At 38.7% G+C, this 19,363-nt stretch carries 20 protein-coding genes; 13 read left to right on the plus strand and 7 right to left on the minus strand.

The window, feature by feature from the left end; genetic code table 11:
- Positions 1–93: 93 nt before the first annotated feature.
- Positions 94–1,002, plus strand: coding sequence for an alpha/beta fold hydrolase (locus ACNSN2_RS17420; RefSeq protein WP_010389130.1), 909 nt, complete (start codon positions 94–96; stop codon positions 1,000–1,002).
- Here the strand turns inward: ACNSN2_RS17420 and ACNSN2_RS17425 are convergent.
- The 3 genes from ACNSN2_RS17425 to ACNSN2_RS17435 all read right to left on the minus strand — a co-directional run bounded on the left by ACNSN2_RS17425 (position 971) and on the right by ACNSN2_RS17435 (position 5,621).
- Positions 971–2,413, minus strand: coding sequence for a tetratricopeptide repeat-containing sulfotransferase family protein (locus ACNSN2_RS17425; protein WP_010389129.1), 1,443 nt, complete (start codon positions 2,411–2,413; stop codon positions 971–973). The two genes, ACNSN2_RS17420 and ACNSN2_RS17425, sit on opposite strands and share 32 nt — an antisense overlap.
- A gap of 144 nt (positions 2,414–2,557) precedes the next feature.
- Entirely contained in the window at positions 2,558–5,128 is a 2,571-nt protein-coding gene (locus tag ACNSN2_RS17430) for a TonB-dependent receptor plug domain-containing protein (protein ID WP_055011929.1), read from the minus strand.
- A 334-nt stretch (positions 5,129–5,462) separates the two neighbouring features.
- Entirely contained in the window at positions 5,463–5,621 is a 159-nt protein-coding gene (locus ACNSN2_RS17435; protein WP_010389126.1) for an oxidoreductase-like domain-containing protein, read from the minus strand.
- 104 nt (positions 5,622–5,725) lie between these two features.
- Between ACNSN2_RS17435 and ACNSN2_RS17440 the strand changes: the two genes are divergently transcribed.
- Both ACNSN2_RS17440 and ACNSN2_RS17445 read left to right on the plus strand, forming a co-directional pair.
- A complete protein-coding gene (locus ACNSN2_RS17440; protein WP_010389125.1) occupies positions 5,726–6,148 on the plus strand; it encodes a hypothetical protein in 423 nt (140 codons plus the stop codon).
- Between the two features lie 82 nt (positions 6,149–6,230).
- On the plus strand, positions 6,231–7,592 hold the full coding sequence (locus ACNSN2_RS17445; RefSeq protein ID WP_054201279.1) for a leucyl aminopeptidase family protein: 1,362 nt from the start codon (positions 6,231–6,233) through the stop codon (positions 7,590–7,592).
- 51 nt (positions 7,593–7,643) lie between these two features.
- Here the strand turns inward: ACNSN2_RS17445 and ACNSN2_RS17450 are convergent, their stop codons facing one another.
- Both ACNSN2_RS17450 and ACNSN2_RS17455 read right to left on the minus strand, forming a co-directional pair.
- On the minus strand, positions 7,644–8,030 hold the full coding sequence (locus ACNSN2_RS17450; protein ID WP_055011930.1) for a VOC family protein: 387 nt from the start codon (positions 8,028–8,030) through the stop codon (positions 7,644–7,646).
- An 83-nt stretch (positions 8,031–8,113) separates the two neighbouring features.
- The gene (locus ACNSN2_RS17455; protein WP_010389122.1) at positions 8,114–9,193 is read right to left on the minus strand and encodes a ketoacyl-ACP synthase III; all 1,080 of its coding nucleotides are present in this window, start codon (positions 9,191–9,193) and stop codon (positions 8,114–8,116) included.
- A 365-nt stretch (positions 9,194–9,558) separates the two neighbouring features.
- Between ACNSN2_RS17455 and ACNSN2_RS17460 the strand changes: the two genes are divergently transcribed.
- From ACNSN2_RS17460 to ACNSN2_RS17480, 5 genes are all read left to right on the plus strand, one after another.
- Entirely contained in the window at positions 9,559–10,797 is a 1,239-nt protein-coding gene (locus ACNSN2_RS17460) for a sensor histidine kinase (RefSeq protein ID WP_055011931.1), read from the plus strand.
- Positions 10,794–11,321, plus strand: a complete 528-nt coding sequence (locus ACNSN2_RS17465; RefSeq protein WP_138570194.1) for a response regulator transcription factor — start codon at positions 10,794–10,796, stop codon at positions 11,319–11,321. Before ACNSN2_RS17460 ends, ACNSN2_RS17465 begins: the two co-directional genes overlap by 4 nt.
- Entirely contained in the window at positions 11,321–11,719 is a 399-nt protein-coding gene (locus tag ACNSN2_RS17470) for a thiol-disulfide oxidoreductase DCC family protein (RefSeq protein WP_418609509.1), read from the plus strand. Before ACNSN2_RS17465 ends, ACNSN2_RS17470 begins: the two co-directional genes overlap by 1 nt.
- A gap of 87 nt (positions 11,720–11,806) precedes the next feature.
- Positions 11,807–12,085 (plus strand): peptidylprolyl isomerase PpiC, encoded by a 279-nt coding sequence (ppiC, locus tag ACNSN2_RS17475; protein WP_008464312.1) that lies wholly within the window; start codon positions 11,807–11,809, stop codon positions 12,083–12,085.
- A 73-nt stretch (positions 12,086–12,158) separates the two neighbouring features.
- The gene (locus ACNSN2_RS17480) at positions 12,159–12,962 is read left to right on the plus strand and encodes a hypothetical protein (protein ID WP_418609505.1); all 804 of its coding nucleotides are present in this window, start codon (positions 12,159–12,161) and stop codon (positions 12,960–12,962) included.
- Between the two features lie 10 nt (positions 12,963–12,972).
- On the opposite strand, the gene ACNSN2_RS17485 is transcribed toward ACNSN2_RS17480, so the two are convergent.
- Positions 12,973–13,629, minus strand: coding sequence for a DsbA family oxidoreductase (locus ACNSN2_RS17485; RefSeq protein ID WP_109875212.1), 657 nt, complete (start codon positions 13,627–13,629; stop codon positions 12,973–12,975).
- Positions 13,630–13,890: 261 nt separating this feature from the next.
- On the opposite strand from ACNSN2_RS17485, the gene ACNSN2_RS17490 reads away from it, so the two are divergent.
- The 5 genes from ACNSN2_RS17490 to ACNSN2_RS17510 all read left to right on the plus strand — a co-directional run bounded on the left by ACNSN2_RS17490 (position 13,891) and on the right by ACNSN2_RS17510 (position 17,750).
- Positions 13,891–14,376 carry a hypothetical protein gene (locus ACNSN2_RS17490; protein ID WP_418609503.1) on the plus strand — a complete coding sequence of 162 codons (486 nt, stop codon included), beginning with the start codon at positions 13,891–13,893 and terminating at the stop codon, positions 14,374–14,376.
- 209 nt (positions 14,377–14,585) lie between these two features.
- Positions 14,586–15,158, plus strand: coding sequence for a hypothetical protein (locus ACNSN2_RS17495; protein WP_418609501.1), 573 nt, complete (start codon positions 14,586–14,588; stop codon positions 15,156–15,158).
- 76 nt (positions 15,159–15,234) lie between these two features.
- Entirely contained in the window at positions 15,235–15,483 is a 249-nt protein-coding gene (locus ACNSN2_RS17500; protein WP_075170313.1) for a hypothetical protein, read from the plus strand.
- Entirely contained in the window at positions 15,471–16,391 is a 921-nt protein-coding gene (locus ACNSN2_RS17505; RefSeq protein WP_418609499.1) for a hypothetical protein, read from the plus strand. The genes ACNSN2_RS17500 and ACNSN2_RS17505 overlap by 13 nt, the downstream gene beginning before the upstream one ends.
- A 666-nt stretch (positions 16,392–17,057) precedes the next feature.
- On the plus strand, positions 17,058–17,750 hold the full coding sequence (locus tag ACNSN2_RS17510; RefSeq protein WP_418609497.1) for a tetratricopeptide repeat protein: 693 nt from the start codon (positions 17,058–17,060) through the stop codon (positions 17,748–17,750).
- Between the two features lie 286 nt (positions 17,751–18,036).
- On the opposite strand, the gene ACNSN2_RS17515 is transcribed toward ACNSN2_RS17510, so the two are convergent.
- Entirely contained in the window at positions 18,037–19,257 is a 1,221-nt protein-coding gene (locus ACNSN2_RS17515; protein WP_418609495.1) for a M24 family metallopeptidase, read from the minus strand.
- Positions 19,258–19,363 lie beyond the last annotated feature (106 nt).

The following is a 19,363-nucleotide window of genomic DNA, read 5'->3' on the forward strand; positions in this document are numbered from 1 at the left end:
AACAAATACAGACAGAAAAAGTGCATAATTTTCCCTTTGGCTTACCAGTTATTACTGGTAGGATGAGTTGTTAGCAATTATAAGGAATTCGCTTTGGCAGTTACTCAAGAGTCTGTTTTTATTAAATTAGGTGACCATCAAACACTGCATTTGCGTCGTATCGCCAACCAGCAGCCAAGTGGGCCTGTGGTGCTATTAATTCATGGCGCGGTAGAAAATGGCAAAATATTTTACACTCATAGCAATAAAGGGTTAGCGCCTTTTTTAGCTGAACAAGGGTATTGTTGCTACGTAGCTGATTTACGCGGGCGTGGTGAAAGTAAACCTGCTATTTGTAAGCAAGCACGGTATGGACAAACTGAGGCGATTGTTGAAGATATTCCGGCATTTATTGAGAAAATTGAACAGTTAGAGAGTAAAAAACCTGACTTTTTAGTTGCTCATTCTTGGGGTGGGGTGTTGCTTAATAGCGTGTTTGCTCGCTTTCCTGAGCTGATAAACGATGTAAAAGCGTGTGCCTATTTTGGTTCAAAGCGTTCGCTATTTAATAATCACCCTAAAAAGTTATTTCAGGCCAATTTGATTTGGTATTTTATGGCACCAATTTTAGCGAAAAAACACGGTTATTTACCGGCAAAACGCTTAAAGTGGGGCAGTGATGATGAAACTCAAAAGTCGCACTATCAAAGTATGCAGTGGGCGAAGCAAAATCCATGGGTAGACAGTGATGATGGCTTTGATTACGCTAAAACATTAGCAACTCTCACGCTTCCTCCAACGTTACATATTGCGGCAGTAAAAGATAAAGCATTGGCACAGCCTATCGATATTCAAAAGTTTATTGATGAGTCAGGTACTGGGGTGCAAAAAATGCAAATATATGGCCGCCGCTTTGGGCACAAAGTAGATTACGATCATATTAATATGCTTACTCACCCTCAGGCACGCCAAGAACAGTTTATGGATGTGCTTAATTGGTTTGAGGCAACGAGAGCAAACTAAGTAAAGGGGCTTCATAACGCTGCCACTTATCAAGGCTTTTGTTATTTACAGGTTGCCTGATGGCATGTTTACTGAGCGTTGTAACGGCGCTTTTGTTTTTGTAAAAGTCCAAACAAGTGTGTTCAAATTCGCAGCCAGTAAAACTCAATAGTGCGGTTAATTGATCTTTAGGATTTTCAATTAACTGCTCGTAACTTAAATTATAAATAGCTAAGCGGTTAAATTGCTGCCAATGGCTCATCAGTTTTTCATAAAGCTGATGATACAAAGCAAATTCATTTAAATCACAAAAATAGGGTTCGTTTTCAGCAAAGTAATTAGTAAACACTGAAAATGCGGTTGCATGAAAGTTGCGGGTCAGGTTTATAAACTTAGCATCTGGGAATAAAATATAAATTAACCCTAAGTTTTGGTAGTTGCTAGGCAGTTTATTGATAACAAATGCGCAATTGCCCTCAAAAGAGCTTAACGTATCTAAATAAATAGCTCTGGCTTGGTTAATTAAAGGCATTGTTAGCTTAGTTAAGCATTGAGGGTAGCGTAACCCTGTTTTATGTTCTAAAAAGGCGACTACCTTATTACTAATACTGGAGTCTTCTCCAAGCGTTGCCCATTGACTGTGCCCTGCTAACATTTGTTCTAGTAGGGTTGAGCCGCTTCGTGGCATGCCAATAATAAACACAGGTGTGACAGGATACTGCTTATTTAGTTTTGCTAAATTGAGCACACTTTCATTGTTATATTCAATAAGTTGATCATAAAACCCAATTAAATCTTCAGTATTAAATTCACTGAGTTTGTGTTGTTGCTGATTGGCAATCACAAAATAGTTAAACGCTTGATCAGTATCGTCTAACTTGTCGTAACTTTTAGCTAAAGCATAGTAGCAGACCATTTTTAAGCGTAGGTTATTTGTTTGTGTTAAAAAATGGTGTAACTGATCAATGTAATTATTTGCTTTATTAAAGCGCCCTAATTGTACCAATTCAAATAAAACATAAGCCGTAACCGGTGCTATCCCAAGCTTTAATGCCTCCTCAAATGTGGCCTGCGCTTTATCAAGCTCGCCAAAATTTAAATAATGCTGAGCTAAATAATAATGGGTGTCTGGGTTGTCTGCGGCAATGCTTGTTGCGTATTCGAGTACTTTTTGCGCATCTTCAGGGGAGTTGACCGCATTAAATGCATCACTTAATGCATACAAAGGTTCTAATACATAAGGGAGGTGCTGACACGCTCGTTGTAGTATATACACAGCAGCATCAAATTGTTCCAAACGCAGTGCTACTTTACCAAGGCCAAACAGGGCGTCACCATTGTCAGGCTCTGCTTGTAATAGCGTTTTGTAATGAAACTCAGCTTCTCTAAGCTTGTTTTGTGACAATAACTCATTCGCTTTTTTTAGTAGCATAATACAACTAATATTCTTTTTATTTACTATAACCCCAAAGCCACAAAAAATGCGAGTGTAAAAGTCATTTTAAATGGGTTTATAGAGGGTAATAAAAAGGCGAAATGCTTTACACATTTCGCCTTTGATTATCATTAACACATTTTAGAAAGTATAGGTTGCTTTAGCGTAGTAAAAGCCACCATTAATTCCGTATGGAGATGTTTCGTAGTACTTACCACCCCAGTTGTTATTTGGTGCTACGGCGAAATCAAGTTTCTCTGCTTCTTGATCCAGTAGGTTTTGTGCACCGACTGAGAAACTAATTGAGTCATTCATGAAGTAAGTTACTTCAACATCTAATGTGACTGCTGCATCAGCCATTTTAGCCGTTTCATCATAATCTACGTGAACGCCTTGGTACTCACCAAAGTAGTTAAGGCGAGAAAATGCTGAAAAGCTTTCCCATTGTTGTGCCCAGCTCAGTGTTGCACGGTGATTAGGTAAGTCATTTTCAAGACGACTTACTTTAAATGCACCGGTAATATCACTTGAGCGTGTTACTTCTGTCTCATTCCAGTTGTAAGCTAAGCTAAATGTAGAGCTACCACTGAACAACTCAGCCGAGTAGTTAGCAACTAAGTCAACACCTTGAGTAGTGGTATCAAAGTCATTGGTAAAGAAACTAACTTGCGCTAAGTTTTGTACGTTAGGTACACCAGCAGCTTCGAGTGTGTCTTTATCTGCTTGGCTAAGTTCTATTTTATCTGACTGACTAATACGATCATCTACTTGGATGTTGTAGTAATCAACTGTTAAGAATAAATCGCCAATGGTGTATACCGCACCAAAGGTGTAGCTTTGCGATTCTTCAGGTTCAAGTTCAGTACCACCTAGTTGAATAGCAATTGGGTTTGTAGGTGGTAACAATGCTGAATCTACCAGTACACCACTGCTTAAGTTAGTTTGTACGTTACTAACATTTGCTTGGCCTACGGTAGGCGCACGGAAACCGGTGCTAATTGAGCCTCGAACGTTTAGATCTTCAGTAAGGTGGTATTGACCCATTAACTTATAGTTAGTGGTTGAACCAAAGGTATCGTAATCTTCGTAGCGAAGCGCTAAGCCCATTAAGAATTCTTCAGTAAATGGCGCTTCAATATCAATGTAAGCTGCATAGTTGCGACGGTCGTATTCGCCTGCATCTGATGGTTTAAATCCAGGGAAACCGTTAGAACCAATACCAAAACCTTGATCAGTTAATGGGCCGGCAATAAATGAAGCTTCATCGCCTGCTACTACAGTAAAGGTTTCTTCATGCCACTCTAAACCACCGGCAATGTTTACATCGTAAGCTAAGTCAAAGTCAAAACCCTTTGAAATATCAAAATTAAAGTTTTTCTCTAATTGTTCATATTTACCTGGGCTAAAATCACGCGGGCTATCTGGACCCAATGATGCATTGATTGTGTCGTATATAAAGTAGCGAGATTCGTTGTAACCTACAGTACCGCTTAAATCATAGTAAGCGCCTTCTAAAAAGCCACCAGTAAACTCACCTTTAGTACCAATAGTGAGTGACGTATCGGTGATATTACCACCAAAGTTTGGTGTAAAACCGCCCGGAAGCATTTCGTTAAATGCGAAACAATCAGGGTTGTTTGCTACACCATTAATGTAGTCAGGGTTATCAAGAACGTTGTCATCAATCATAATGGTTGGACAGTTACCGCTCATATCACCGGTTAAGTCACCAACAAGAAGTGTTTCGCCACCATCGTTTGAGTATGCACCAGGGCGAGTATGCGGGTTACGGTAATAAAAACCACCGCGTACATCACGCTCTGAGTAGTTACCAAACATATAAAATTGAGAGTCGTTAGTTAGCTCTAAACCAACATTACCAAAGATAGAGATGTCGTCATCTACCTCAGGTGCACCCCATACTTGGGTGATTGGGGCAATGTCTGGAACGCCTGCAGCATCAAGTGCTGTGGCATCGGCTCTTTGTACAGAACGGCTGGTCGCATCGGCTGTTTTGTACTGAAAACTTAAATTTGCAAAACCGCTATCGGTAAATGGTAAGCCCACATTACCTGAAATTTGGGTTGTATCACCATCGCCTTCGTAATATTGGCCTTTACGAACTTCGAATGACCCGCCTTCTGAGGCATCTTTAAGTTGGAAGTTTAAAACCCCAGCAATCGCATCAGAACCATATTGTGCAGCAGCACCATCGCGAAGTACTTCTACTTGTTTCAGTGCAATACTTGGAATAACTGAAATGTCGGCACCTTGAGCACCATCATTAATACCACCACCTAAAAAGGCAATAACAGAGGCACGATGACGACGTTTACCGTTAAGTAAAATTAGTGTGCTATCAGAAGGAAGTCCGCGCAAGTTTGCAGGGCGTACTAATGAAGCGGCATCACTGATTGGCATTGAGTGAACGTTTAAAGAAGGAATAGCTCCTTTTAACAGCTCTAGCATATCTGTGTTGCCTGACTTGCTAAGCTCTTCGCCACCGATAATGTCGATAGGAACAGGTGAGTCACCAATAGAGCGAGGCGCAGAGCGCGTACCAACTACGGCAATTTTTTCTACGTTTTTGTTTACTTTAACTTCGGTTTGCTCTTCTTGAGCAATTGCTGAACCAGAAACAAACAAGCCTGCGGCTGTTGTTGCTAGAGCAAATTTGATCGCCTGTTGAAGCGCATTGCTTTTTAATTTCATTCTAAATATCCCCAGTTAGAATTGATTTGTATAGTCTATTTACTGACTTATTTTTGTGGACATTTCACATTCAATGGGGAGCAAATATAGCTAACTCACTCCTAAAAGCTTAATTAATTAAGCGCACCTCCTGTGAGTCCTCGAAATAGACTATAGATAAAAAAACTAAAGAGGGCAATGGCTAATTAACTACTATTTAACAAGTGGAAACAAATGGTTTATCTAAAAATAACGCAGAGTTAATCACAACTAGGGCGAGAAAAGGGGGTAAAAACAGACATTGATACATAATTACTAACTAAATAAGCTATTTTAGTTATTTTCTATTATTGAATTAAATTGACTTACTGTTGATATTTTCACCATGGTGTTTTTTCCACGCAGCCAGCTTTTCTTTATATTCATCCCACACGCAAGGGCAGCAACTGCCGCCGCCACAGCACTCATCAGATTTTGGTCTTTCGGGTTTAGTACTAGGGATGTTTTTTTGCATTTTTTTATTACAAAAGTGGAAAAAAGGACGCTTAGAATAAATGATTGAATAAAGCGTGTAAATTATTCTTTGTGAACTTAGAACGCTGTGTGAGAATACAGGCTATGCGATTATATAAAGTCATTCATCGTGCACCCTGGCGGGTTGCTAAAATAAGTAAAAAGCGACAACAACTACGCTTTCGTCGTGCTATGGTCGCGCTTAAAATAGCCCTTGCTCAGGAAAAGCAAGAAACCAAAGAAATGCTAATAACTTATAGGCGTTATACCCAAGGGCAAACAAACAAAGCAGAACTAAAACGCGCCAACGAGCAGTTTGTAGATATATTAAAAGGATTAGGACTAGGCGTTTTTGCGTTATTACCGTTTGCACCATTAACTATTCCACTGGTTGTTAAACTAGGGCAGTTAGTGGGTGTTGATGTATTGCCAAGTTCTTTTAGTATGAATAAGCCTATTAAAGAAATTGATCAACAGATTGCTCAACAAAGCCAACAGCAAGACTCAACTCCCTCAAAGAAGAAGTAAGCTAGCAGAACATAATTAGCTATACCTTTTAATAGTGCTTATTGTTATGCTAGGACATCATTTTCTATTATGTGAGTCATTAATGAGCGCTTTACTTCGTCATACCTCTTCAGGAATTCCTCTATCTTTTATTGTTAAAAATGAATTAACAGACTGGCTTACTCAGCAACCAAGCTTTGTGCAGCAGTGGCTTGCAAATACCGATTTTGAAAAGTCAGGACTTGCGTTAATACCAAACGCAGAAACCGGTGAATTAAGCCAAGTATTTTGTATTATGCAACGAGTCGATGATTTTTGGGCTGCTGGCGAGCTTGCAAGTAAATTACCTAAAGGCTGCTATCAAATTCAGGGTGATGAGTCTTTAGTTTCTCAACTTGCTTTAGGCTTTGTGTTAGGTGGTTATGAGTTCAGTGAGTATAAACAAAAAGCCACAGCAAAAGCTCAGCTTGGCATTGCCGATAAAACATTATATGAACAAGTAAAACAACAAGCAGATGCAATTAATCTAGCTCGCGACTTAGTTAATACCCCAGCTGCCGATATGATGCCGCAGCACTTATCACAGGTAATGAGCGATTTAGCTGATACATTCGACGGCGAGTTTACCCAATGGGTAGGCGATGAGTTATTAGAACAAAATTATCCAACTATTCATATGGTAGGCCGTGCAAGTGAAAACAAACCGCGTTTACTCGATTTGAAGTGGGGGGCGGTTGATGCGCCACAAATTACATTAGTCGGTAAAGGTGTATGTTTTGACTCAGGTGGGCTAGATTTAAAACCAAGTTCAGGCATGCGTAACATGAAAAAAGACATGGGTGGGGCTGCGCATGTTATTGCCTTGGCTCAATTAATTATGGCTGCTAACTTACCAATACGTCTTCGTGTTTTAGTACCTGCGGTTGAAAATGCTGTTTCGCGTAATGCATTTCGCCCTGGCGATGTAATAAAAACCCGTAAAGGTATTATGGTCGAAATAGATAATACTGATGCAGAAGGGCGACTAGTTCTGTGTGATGCTTTGAGCGAAGCACAAAACGATGAGCCTGAATTAATTATTGATTTTGCTACCTTAACTGGTGCGTGCCGTGTTGCTTTAGGGACAGAGCTGCCAGGCTTCTTCTCAACGGAACGTGATGTCGCTAATGCGATTATGGATTCGGGGATGCAAGTTAACGACCCTGTTTGGCAATTACCGTTATTCGAGCAATACACCCCATTTTTGAAAAGCGATGTGGCTGATATGACTAACTGTTCAAGTACGCCATTTGGTGGCGCAATAACCGCTGCGCTTTATTTGAAAGAATTTGTAGAGCCAAACACACCATGGGTTCATTTTGATGTAATGGCATGGAACTTACGAGCATTACCAGGGCGCCCTGCAGGTGGTGAAGCTCTGGGCATTCGTGCAGTATTTACTTACCTACAAAATCGATTTAACTAACCTAACTAGGGTTAACTAAATCAAACATACCTTGCCTTGAGTTATTTGATGTTAAAGCGCATATAACTCAAGGGGTAAACCATCTGGATCGGCAAAAAAGGTGAATTTTTTGCCGGTAATTTCATCCACTCTTATTTCTTCTACGTCGATTCCATGCGACTCTAAATACGTTTTACTGTTTTCTACACTACTAACCTTAAATGCTAAATGTCTAAGTCCTTGTGCTTCGGGATAGCTTGGTCTACTCGGCGCATCGTTAAACGAAAATAATTCTAACTGACTGCCATCAGGTAAAGCTAAATCGAGTTTGTAAGACTGACGCTCTGCTCGATAATGCTCATTAATAATCGTGAGTTTTAATATTTCACTATAAAAATGTTTAGAGCGTGGGTAGTTGCTACAAATGATGGCTACATGATGAATGCCTAGTAGTTGCATATATTTTCCTTAAAAAACAAAAAAGCGCACTGAAAGCAGTGCGCTGTTTATCAATACATATTTGCTTGGTGTAATGTTAGCATTTAGCTAGGCTCTGCGTCTTTACACGCTTTTACAGCTGGTGCAACAAGCTCTAAACCTGTTTTATCACACGGTGGAAGTTTAGCATCGCTAACAGCAATGGGGGTTACTCGCTCGCCCCATTTGATGTAGCTTGCCGCCCACGTTAGGCCTGCTCCAAATGCAGCCGACATAATATTGGCATGCGGCTTAATTAAACCTTGCTCAACGGCCTCACACAGCGCAATGGCAATCGTTGCAGCAGAGGTATTACCGTATTCGCCAATGTTAACCATTACTTTACTGTCTTCAACCTTTAAACGGTTTTGAATTGCTTGAATAATGCGTAAGTTAGCTTGATGTGGAACTAGTACATCGATATCGTCTAACTTAAGGTTGGCTTGTTCAAGCACGTCGTCACAGGCTTCACTCATGCCTTTAACTGCACGTTTAAATATTTCACGGCCTTCAAATAAAAGGTCTGATGGGCCAATTGGCTCATATTTATTTAAATCACTGCCAAAATTAGTAATGTGTAAAATATCACGATCTTCGCTGTCACAGCCGGTTTTAGTTCCTAATAAGCCTGCAGGTGTTTCTGCTGCTTCAAGCACAACGGCACCGGCACCATCACCAAATAATACTGCGCTATCGCGTCGTGCCCAGTTTACATACCAAGTCATGCGTTCAGCGGCAATAACTACGGCTTTTTTGATCATACCGGCTTGAATTTGCGCTGTCGCCGCTTGTAAAGCATATAAAAAACCAGAACATGCTGCATTGGTGTCCATGGCTGCAGCGCCAGTGGCGCCAATATTTTTTTGTACTAATGAGGCTGTGTTTGCAACTACTGTTGAGGGGGTGCACGTTGCTAAAATAACTAAATCGATATCTTTTGCATCTACGCCAGCGCAAGCAATAGCATGTTTTGCAGCCACACTAGCAAGCTCGGCAGTACTTACATGGCTAACTCTACGCGCTTTGATACCGGTACGCGTGGTGATCCACTCATCGGTGGTATCTACAATTTCACTTATTTCGTCGTTGCTGATGCTGGCTGGTGGAATGCATTTGCCCCAACCAGTGATATGTGCGTAAGGCATAGTGTGTTCTCTTAAAAGTGGTATGACGTGTTCGTCTTATGAATACGTTATAACAAAAATTAGCTATTAACTCTAGTTTATAGCAGCTATAGAGCTGTAATTACTGCTATTTTACCAATTGTTTGTTGTATTTTTAGTGAAAGGTTAATTGTAAGTTTTTACTTTGTAAATTAAATGAGTGTTTAGCTTAGGTGCTTTTTATAAGCTAGTCCATCACCTTCAACACTTGCTTAAAGTACTTGTGACGTATGCTTGAGTGCAGCTATGCGAGCGGATACTATAAGGCGGTTTAGTGTATAATAATTACAATAAAAAAAGCATGTTAATCATGAATAATAAAATCAAGTGTATCCAGGAACCCTATTGTGTTAATTAAAACCGACCCAGCTATTAGCCGATTATTAATGCTGCGCAGTGGTGCCATCGTTGTTCAGCTTATTGCGGTACTCAGTGTGTATTTTTTACTAGAACATCAAATTGCACTTATGCCGTTGTTAGGGGTTATTGCTGTTGAGGCGGTTTTTCAGTTAGCCAGTGTATTTGCCTACCGGCATGTAAGCCAAGCAAAGCCAATTGGCATGTTAATGCAACTGACCGCCGATGTGCTTTTTTTAACTATTTTGTTGTCTTTAAGCGGCGGTGCAACTAACGCATTTGTGTCGTTATTGTTGCTGCCCATTATGATAGCTGCAATCACACTAAGCGCTCGAGGGCTTGCCTATATTGCTGTATTGGCCATTGCCGCCTATAGCTTATTATTAATTAAAATGCCCGAACACAGTATGCACCAAATGAATATGAATGGTCATTTTATTGGTATGTGGGTTAATTTTGTTATAAGTGCTTGCGTAATTGCGTTAGTTATAGGGGCTATGAACCGCGCTTTGCAACAGCGTGAACGCACTATTGCCAAAGTTAGAGAAAAACAGTTACGCAATGAACAACTGGTAACACTTGATGGCGCAGCGGCGCAAATTACTCATCAATTAGCAACACCAATTGCTAATTTACAATTATTATTTGAAGAGCTTTTAGAAGAGCATCCTAACAATGAAGTTATTCAGCAAATGCAAACGCCGCTATTGCAATGCCGCACTCAGCTTAACGACTTTAGAAAGCTCTCAATGCAGTTACGAGATAAAAACACTCAAGCACCCATTAAAGCAGAGCAGCTGCAAAATCAAATTCATGATACGTTACTATTACAATACCCCAATCAACAAATAAACTGGCTTAACGAGTCACCTGAAGCCACATTACAAAGTGACGCTATGCTGTTACCTGCAATTTTAAATTTATTACAAAATGCAGTACTTGCTAATCAAAAACACGCCCAAGTGCAACTTGAACTAAGTTGGCAGCAACCTGACGCACAAAACATTGCGTTAATTATTCGTGATTTTGGTGCTGGTTTTTCATCCTCAGAGTTAGCAGAGTTAGGTGGGCAGTTAATGCCTAGTGAGCAAGGCATGGGGATCGCAGTTATGTTATCAAATGTGACATTTGAGCGGTTAAATGGCTCGTTAACTGTATATAATCACCCCGAAGGCGGAGCGGTTGCAAAGATAACGATGCCACTATTAACAGCAGAGACAAAAGCATGAAGCTACTTATTATTGAGGATGATATTAATTTAGCGACAACGTTGGCACGGCGGCTAACTAAGCACGGTTTTAACTGCGAGATCGCACATAATCACACTGATGCACTTCTAAAGGCTCGCCAGCAACAGCCTGATTGTATTTTATTAGATATGAAACTGGCTGATGAGAATGGACTGTCGCTTATTGCACCGCTGCGGCATTTACTCACCCATGCACATATTGTATTGCTGACTGGCTTTGCAAGTATAGCAACGGCGGTAGAGGCGATGCGCTTAGGTGCTAATGACTATTTAACTAAGCCTGTTGATATGGCAAGTTTATTAAAAGCACTTAAAGTTGAGGTGGCAAGTACGACAGTAACTGAAATTTCTGAGGGGGTTATGTCGCCCGAGCGTTTAGAGTGGGAGCATATTCAACATGTTTTACATAGTAATAACGGTAATGTATCAATGACCGCAAGGCAGCTAAATATGCATAGGCGCACCTTGCAGCGTAAATTACAAAAAAAACCAGTGCAGCAGTAATGCAAAATCAAAAAATTATTTTATTTGATGCGCAATGTAAGCTTTGTAGTGCATGGTGCAATTTTGTTATAGCTCACGATCCGAGCATAAAATTTAAATTGTGCAGTGTGCAATCGCCGGCAGGGCAATCGCTACTTGCTCAATTTGGCTTTTCCACCACCGATTTTACTTCGATGGTTTATATAGAAGCACAAAAACCATATACCCGCAGCCAAGCCGTTTTTCGAGTGTTCAGTCAGTTAGGCTATCCGTGGAAGTTGATTAGCGTATTTAAGTTATTACCACGAAAGCTGACTGATTGGCTTTATAACAAAGTGGCTAAAAACCGTTATACATTATTTGGTAAATACCAACACTGTCGAATCCCTCAACAAAAAGATGAAGATCACTACTTATAACCACATTTTTAGCAAGTGCTGGATCACTTAGGCTGTGCTAAAATCGCGGCGTTTAATTACTAGTAAATAGGTTTTAAGGGCTTTTTCATGGCAAATACAGCGCACGCACTGCATATTTTAGTAAAACATAAAGAGATTGCAGAAGACATCATTAAGCAATTAGGCAAAGGCGCAAAGTTTCAAACCTTAGCTAAAAAATATTCGTCTTGTCCGTCGGGCAAAAAGGGCGGTGATTTAGGTGAGTTTAGACGCGGCCAAATGGTACCGCAGTTTGATAAAGTTGCTTTTAGTGGTGCAATTTTAGAGCCACATTTAGTAAAAACAAAATTTGGTTGGCATGTGATTAAGGTGCTTTATCGCACTTAAAAAGCGGAATTTTAAGTTCCCGCTATACTTACTATTTCTCATTTTATAACTGCTAAAGCACCTTGGAATGACTATGAAGCTATTTAATTTATGCTGCAGTGTTATCCTCATTACCCTGTCTTTTTTTGCATGTGGCAGCGAGCAAACTGTGACGCTAAAAATAGGAAAACCAAGCACACCTAATATGCCAAGAAACCACTATGTTTTGAGCTTATTAGAAAAAAGCTTTGCGCAGATGAATGTAAAACTTAATATTAGTTATAGTGTTGAGCCGATGAATACCAAGCGAGTATTAGAAGAGCTAAAGCACGATGGGGCTATTAATTTTGCTTGGTTAAGTATGTCAAAAGAGCAAGCAAATAGCCTCGTACACACAACCTTTCCAATATACAATGGCTTGCACTCAAAACGTTTACTGATGATAAAACAAAGCCGGCTGGGCGAATTTTCAGATATAAAAACCCTTGAACAACTAAAGCCGTTTATAGCCTTACAAAAGCAAAGTTGGTCTGATTATTATGTATTAAAGAACAATGGCTTAACAGTTAATGGTGATTTGAGTTATGAAAGCATGTTAAAAGCGTTAGATGAAGGACTTGGCGATTACTTTCCTCGTTCAGTAACTGCGATTAGAGCTGAAATACAAAAAAGCCCACAATACAACTTTGTAGTTGAGCCACATATTATGCTGCAGTACGATAATTTTTATTACTTTTATGCAAACGAAAAAAATAAAGCAATTATCGACTTATTACAGCAGGGTTTAACAAAGCTAGCACAAAAAGGTGAGCTTGATGCCCTCTACACGCATTTTTACCATGATGTTGAGGACGGGCTTGGTTTAAGTCAGCGAACTGTATTTAAACTAAAGCATTAGGGCCTGTTAACTAATCTTGCTTAGCTTCTTCTTCGCTTATTTGCTTAAGTGCTTGAATAAACGACTCACTCGGCTGCCCACCGGTAAGCGCATACTTATCATTTATAATGAAAGTAGGCACTGAAGTAATACCCATTTGCTTAAAGTTATTTTGCTCTTCGCGAACCGCTTGTACGTATTTATCTGAGTGTAAAATATCACGGGCTGTGTCTTTGTTAAGGCCCACACTTTCTACCACATCCAGTAATGCATCTTCTTGATTTAAATATTTTAAATCGGTGAAGTGTGCTTCAAAAAACGCCAATTTCAACTCAGTTTGCTTGTCTTCTTCACGAGCCCACATTAGCAAGCGGTGAAGATCAAAGCTGTTGATCATGATGCGTTTACCGTCAAAATTAAAGGTAAACCCAGCTCGCTCACCCGCATCTGCCATGTTTTGACGATTTCGCGCGCTTTCTTCTTCGGTTAAGCTGTATTTTTGCTGCAAATGCTCGTCTAAGTCTTGCCCTTCAAGTGGCATATCTGGATTAAGCTCAAAAGGGTGCCATGTAATATCCGCACTCATTTCCTCTTTTAGCTCGGTCAATGCGGTTTCTAAGTTCTTGTAACCGATAATACACCACGGGCACATTACATCTGAGACGATATCTATTTTAAAGTTTTTCATAGGAGTCCTTTAAGGATTGCTTTGTAATAGCATGATTGTTAATCAACTAGTGTAAAAAACAAATTGCTAACTAATTTATTTAAAGTTAGCCATAGTATTTAGTTATCAGTTAGTTTGCTTAGCAGTGATTAAATATAGTTTGTCTATAAAGCCTTTCAACTAAACGCATACACTATAAAACACTTATTGCAGCTAATGAACTAGATTGTTTTATATTCAAGTTTAAGCTTGAATGGTCACTTTGCAGTCATAAGGAAATAGATGTCAAAATATAGATTTTTAGCTCTATTTTGTTTACTAGTTAATTCACAGGTATGCTTTTCAAATACGATTGAAAAACCACCTAAAGCTATTGAAGCCGAAGTATATACTATTTGCGAGGTGGTATATTGCAATCCGAGTGTTGTTTTAAGAAATAATACGGCATTTGAAAGTAAAGTAATTTCAAATTATTTTGATGAAACTCATTTTACTGAGCATGCTTTTAAGTTTTATAGAGTAAAAGACATGTATTCAACGAGTAATCCGTTTGACAACCCATTATCGTTTAAAAATGCAGAGTTTTCGTCACTTGAGGGAGATGTAATATTTAAACCTCTTGAAGTCAAAACTTGCACTACGCGAATAAAAAGAGATAGATTGAATTATGAAAAAGGGATTGAGTACGTTGTTTTTTCGGTAGTTATGGATGCGCAATATGTGATAGATAAAAAAAGTCAAGATTCATTTCATTGCTTAGTAAGTTAGGAATAGTTGATGATTTACTTACCTTGCCTGATGATTAAACCAAGGAATAAATAGGGTCAGAACCTGAGGGAACCCCACATTTTTATCCAAGCTACAAGCACTCACGGTAATCATTATTTAATTGGTTGAGGAGATAGTAGAGTCAGCTCTCTCTTTTTGATTTTCATTGTAGAAGGCAAGATGCAAGACCTGACCCTGCTGGCGAGCGGGTGTTTTTCAAAGCTTTAGGAAAATATTTGAAGGTTATAGTTGCCGTTGCCACAACCTATTTTACCGCCGGTCTTGCCAGCGGATGGGCAACGAGCTGGGTTATTAGTGCAGGAATGACTACTTCCGTTACTATGGCTGGTGCAATTGCATCTGGTATATTAAAAGGCGCTTTGTCAGGTGCTTTTTCTGGGGCTGCTTTTGGCGCAATAGGCGGCAGCTTTAAAGAGTATGGTATTGAGAATACAGGTACTCAAATGGCAGTTCATGCAGCCGCTGGTGGGACCATATCTGATGTTCAAGGTAGTAATTTCGGTCATGGGTTTGTTACTGCTGGTATAATGAAAGGAAAAGTAAATACTAATAATTCACCGAGCCGTGTCATTCTTCAAGCTCTTGCTAGAAGGACTGTCTCAAAAATAACAGGTGGTAAATTTGTTAACGGAGCCGTAACAAGTGCTATTAAATTTGTAGCGAATGAATTAAAAATTATTAGTGAGACCCTAAAAAACAAATCATGGAAGACTCAGGTAGCCAAATCGCTGATAAGGATTCTGATGGTATATAAACAATAGATATCCTGGTTCAGGTGGGCAAGCAGATATAAGTTTTTGGGGGGAAGATTCTGCGAAAAAAGTAAATTGCTCAGCAATGCAAATTTGTTTAGATGAAGCAGCTAAGAAAGTGTGGACACCAATTGGTATATCTAGCCCAAAACCTAGATTTACTCTGAAAAATGAAATGACGGTAATAGATTTTCCAACTATGAAGTTACAAGGAACAGGTTGGTATCTATCAAATGGATTTGCGCCATCCATAGTAAGTGCTTCATTTACGTATTACCGAGCGGCGGCAGCATGCTCAATTAGTGAAAAGGTGGTTGTTGGATGCGGAGGATAAAGTTTGTACTTATTATTAATTTGTTAGTTTATTGTAATGCTACTTTTGGGGCTGCTCAAGATATCATTTATATTGATTTATTAACCCAAGCTAAAGAAGATAAGGTGAAAGTTACGGAGCTTTATATAGATAATTTACCGTTGATTGCCCATTATTTTCTTTATACTAATGAGCTTAATAACAAGGTCTTGGATCTTTATGATGAACTTAAAGGAAATTACAATACGCCTACACTATATGCACAAGGTTTATGTCAGCTTCAAGCTTACAAAAAAATTACAATATTACTTAGTAAAGGTTATATATTAGAGTTCGATAGAGTTGACTCCCTAGATTGCTTCGAGTGGGCTGTTGCTTATATAGATACTCATTTATTTCAGCTTTTATTACCTTACAGTAATCGGCAAATGAAAAGTTATTTAACAAAGTTATTGGAAAATGAAATTACAGCAATAACTGAATTTAAAACATTTGTTGAAAGATCTACTCCAAGAAGTTTTTTTGAAAAGAATAAAAAAAATGTTCTCTACAAATCATTAGGAACGGATATAAAAAATAGTATCCTCAATTCATATTATGTAGAGGGGTTTGACTTTTTTTTGAGAAAAATGAAAGGCCTAGACAGAATAGATATAAGTTTCATTCTAGACTTAAACATAAAGTTTTGTGAGTCAATGACCGCTGAGCAATATGTAAAATTTGTAGAGTCTGCATCTCAAGGGAGACTCATAATTTACGAAACAATATTAAATAATTGTTCTAATAATTTAATAAATAAAAGTGAATATGGAAGAGCTAGAGAAATATACGAGGTTGTAGGGATCTCGAAAGACAAAATCGATAGCTTGAAGATAAAACTTGAATTGAAGAGAGATAAAATCAATACATGGTTGAAGTCAAAAAGTTAATGGGCTCACCATAAGAACAAATAAATAGGTGTAAAGAAAGCCAAAGGGAACAAGGAAAAATAGGGTCAGGTTTTTCTTTTTGCTTTTTATCATAATAGTTATTTTAATAAGAATATTAAATTAAGTGTTATTAAGAGTGTTTGTATTTATTAGTGTTTTATTTTCTGCTGATGCAATTGCAATTTTTGGCAAAGGCCATGTTAGTGGGAATATCACAAATATTACCAGTATTAGTTCAGGGTTGCTTGTGCGTATTAATGCTAACGAAGAAAAAATAATAGGGGTCAGATCACTTACTTCATAATACTTTGTCATAATTGTTCAGATATTAGCATATCAGTAGTATTGTGAAGCAACGAACCTGCCCCCTGTGAATAGAAGCGGGATTGAAATCTCTTACTACTAAAGGTTATATGAATAGCTCTAGAGTGATAGGAGGAGAGGTCAATATTATAGCAGCTGGCTTACAATCTTATGTCAAATATGAATATCCCATCATTAATAACAGTAATACACCTTGGAACTCGATGCTTGAAATTCTAAGGTTAGATGCTACTAGAGGAGACGTAGCTGAATGAAGGAAAAAATTCTAATATTATTTTTTTATTGGTTAGCAATGTTATTTCAGGTAAAGGTTTCGAAAAAGAGCACCTTGTAACAATTGAAATGGTTGAAAATGATATTTTACATAATAGGCGACTAAACGTTTCTCAAATATTATATGCATTGGAGCGCAACAAAGTTACTAATCCACTTAAGGTAAATTATTTATACGGGGTTATTTATTACTTTGGCGATTATGGTTTAGATAAAGATAACGATAAAGCATACCATCACTTAAAGATACCAGCGGACAATGGAGATATATCTGCAGCCTATTTATTAGGAACACTTTTAGTAGATGATAGTCCACTAAATGATATTGAAAATGGCATTGAATATCTTAAATTCGCATCTGATAGGGGGAGTGTTGATGCAATACTAAACTTGTATGAAATGTATAGAATCGGTAAGTATAAGGATGAAGAGCATATACTCAAACTTTTAAGTTATGCTGCTAAAAATGGTAGTGAGGAAAGCGCGATTCAGTATGCTGATACATTATTCAATATAAGTTTAATTGAACAAAGTGATAAAAAAGCACAGTCAGTTGCTTTATTTTTAATAGACTACAATTTTAAATTACTCAAAGGGGAGAAGTTCTATTTACTATCTGGAATATATGGATTGTCAAACTCTCCTATTTATAATGAAATAAAAAGAGATCATTATTTGAACTTAGCTGCCAGAGAAGGGCACAGTTTTGCGATAAGGTTATTGGATGAAATTGATTTTATAAAAGCTAACAAAAAACACTAATAGCAGGTGCTTTTCATTATTATCTCTAGGTATATTTCTCTAGAATGTCTTCAGTCAATGAAGCTGGTGTGTAACAATTAAAGTGCTCCTAAATAAGTATGAGGTTGTCTTACAAGGCTAAAGTTTATTTTTTTATACTGGCTCTAGTTATGTTGAAATTAATTATATAATAGATAGCAATAGGAATTAAATTACTTGCTTAGTTTATAAAAAATAAGCTGGGCTAGCTCAAGGTAAACATAAGAAGAGCAGCAAAGGTGCTGCTCTCTTATTGAATGTTTTCAGGTTAGCTGTTTAAGCCAAACGGGTCGTCAATGCTATGACTCGGTTGAGTAAACCAGCGCGGACCGTCATCTGTCATGTAAAAATGATCTTCTAATCTAACCCCAAACTCATCTGGAATAACCAGCATGGGTTCGTTACTAAAACACATGCCTGTGGCAAGCGGGGTTTTGTCACCGCCAACTAGGTATGGCCATTCGTGAATGTCTAAGCCAATACCATGGCCCGTACGATGTGGACAACCTGGTGTTTGATACTCAGGTCCTAAATCTTGTGCTGCTAAGTAGCTGCGAGCTGCTTCGTCAACCGATTCACAGGTTTCGCCGAGAGCTGCTTGATTGAAAGCTGCTAACTGGGCCGCTTTTTCAAAATCCCAAAATAGGCGTTGGCGGCTGGTTGCTTCACCAAATACATAAGTACGGGTAATATCAGAAAGGTAATCGTGCACTTTACATCCGGTATCGATAAGCACCATGTCGCCTTTTTTCAAAATTTGTGGATCTTTTACGCCATGTGGGAATGAGGTGGCAAGGCCAAACAATACAATACAGAAGTAATTACCTGGGGCACCTACTTTTTGATGGGCTTTTTTTATAAATTCTTCGACTTCTACGGTGCTAATACCTTCATAAAGCATGCTCGCTGTAGCCTGATGAACCGCTAAAGTCATATCCATGGCACATTGCATTAATGCTAATTCATTGGCTGATTTATGCATTCTACAATGTGCGGTTACAGGTTGTGCGTTAACTAGTTTTAACCCTGAACTGGCTTTATTGATGCCATCAAAAATAAAAAACTGTGCGCTTTCATCAATACCAACGGTAGCGGTGTCGCTAATATTGAGCTGCTTAAGCACTTTAACACATAGCTCAAATGGGTTTTCATGCTCTTGCCAGCCGTGTATTTGGCCATCAATAACCTTAAAGCCATTTAAAGAGCCAATTTCAAAATGTGGAGCAATGTATTGCACATCACCTACGGCAGGTAAAATAGCGCCAACAAGTCGTTCACTGGCATACCATTTCATTCCGGTGAAATACGTTAAGTTGGTACCTGCGTTTAAATAAATGGCATCAATGTTGTGCGCTTGCATATAGGCTTGCGCTTTGGCCATACGCGCTAAATACTCATCGGCCTGAATTGGCGTTACTGAGTGAGTCATATTACTTAAACTAGCAAGTGCTTGCTCGGGTGTGTGAGTACCAATACCAACTGTGGTCATATATTTCTCCTACAAAATTTTGCATAGTGTGTAGGTTTAACAGTTTAAATTCAAACTAATTGCGATTAGTGAACAAGAGGCTCAAAAAGTGGGGGTGGGTTATCAA

Source organism: Pseudoalteromonas sp. US3C1013 (genome assembly GCF_048401115.1).
Classification (GTDB): Bacteria; Pseudomonadota; Gammaproteobacteria; order Enterobacterales; family Alteromonadaceae; genus Pseudoalteromonas; species Pseudoalteromonas undina.

Bases quoted from the DNA above. Each gene is read 5' to 3' on its own strand.
- ACNSN2_RS17425 (WP_010389129.1), bottom strand. From the start codon at position 2,413: ATGCTACTAAAAAAAGCGAATGAGTTATTGTCACAAAACAAGCTTAGA.
- ACNSN2_RS17430 (WP_055011929.1), bottom strand. From the start codon at position 5,128: ATGAAATTAAAAAGCAATGCGCTTCAACAGGCGATCAAATTTGCTCTA.
- ACNSN2_RS17435 (WP_010389126.1), bottom strand. From the start codon at position 5,621: ATGCAAAAAAACATCCCTAGTACTAAACCCGAAAGACCAAAATCTGAT.
- ACNSN2_RS17440 (WP_010389125.1), top strand. From the start codon at position 5,726: ATGCGATTATATAAAGTCATTCATCGTGCACCCTGGCGGGTTGCTAAA.
- ACNSN2_RS17445 (WP_054201279.1), top strand. From the start codon at position 6,231: ATGAGCGCTTTACTTCGTCATACCTCTTCAGGAATTCCTCTATCTTTT.
- ACNSN2_RS17450 (WP_055011930.1), bottom strand. From the start codon at position 8,030: ATGCAACTACTAGGCATTCATCATGTAGCCATCATTTGTAGCAACTAC.
- ACNSN2_RS17455 (WP_010389122.1), bottom strand. From the start codon at position 9,193: ATGCCTTACGCACATATCACTGGTTGGGGCAAATGCATTCCACCAGCC.
- ACNSN2_RS17465 (WP_138570194.1), top strand. From the start codon at position 10,794: ATGAAGCTACTTATTATTGAGGATGATATTAATTTAGCGACAACGTTG.
- ACNSN2_RS17470 (WP_418609509.1), top strand. From the start codon at position 11,321: ATGCAAAATCAAAAAATTATTTTATTTGATGCGCAATGTAAGCTTTGT.
- ppiC (WP_008464312.1), top strand. From the start codon at position 11,807: ATGGCAAATACAGCGCACGCACTGCATATTTTAGTAAAACATAAAGAG.
- ACNSN2_RS17480 (WP_418609505.1), top strand. From the start codon at position 12,159: ATGAAGCTATTTAATTTATGCTGCAGTGTTATCCTCATTACCCTGTCT.
- ACNSN2_RS17485 (WP_109875212.1), bottom strand. From the start codon at position 13,629: ATGAAAAACTTTAAAATAGATATCGTCTCAGATGTAATGTGCCCGTGG.
- ACNSN2_RS17490 (WP_418609503.1), top strand. From the start codon at position 13,891: ATGTCAAAATATAGATTTTTAGCTCTATTTTGTTTACTAGTTAATTCA.
- ACNSN2_RS17500 (WP_075170313.1), top strand. From the start codon at position 15,235: ATGCAAATTTGTTTAGATGAAGCAGCTAAGAAAGTGTGGACACCAATT.
- ACNSN2_RS17505 (WP_418609499.1), top strand. From the start codon at position 15,471: ATGCGGAGGATAAAGTTTGTACTTATTATTAATTTGTTAGTTTATTGT.
- ACNSN2_RS17510 (WP_418609497.1), top strand. From the start codon at position 17,058: ATGGTTGAAAATGATATTTTACATAATAGGCGACTAAACGTTTCTCAA.
- ACNSN2_RS17515 (WP_418609495.1), bottom strand. From the start codon at position 19,257: ATGACCACAGTTGGTATTGGTACTCACACACCCGAGCAAGCACTTGCT.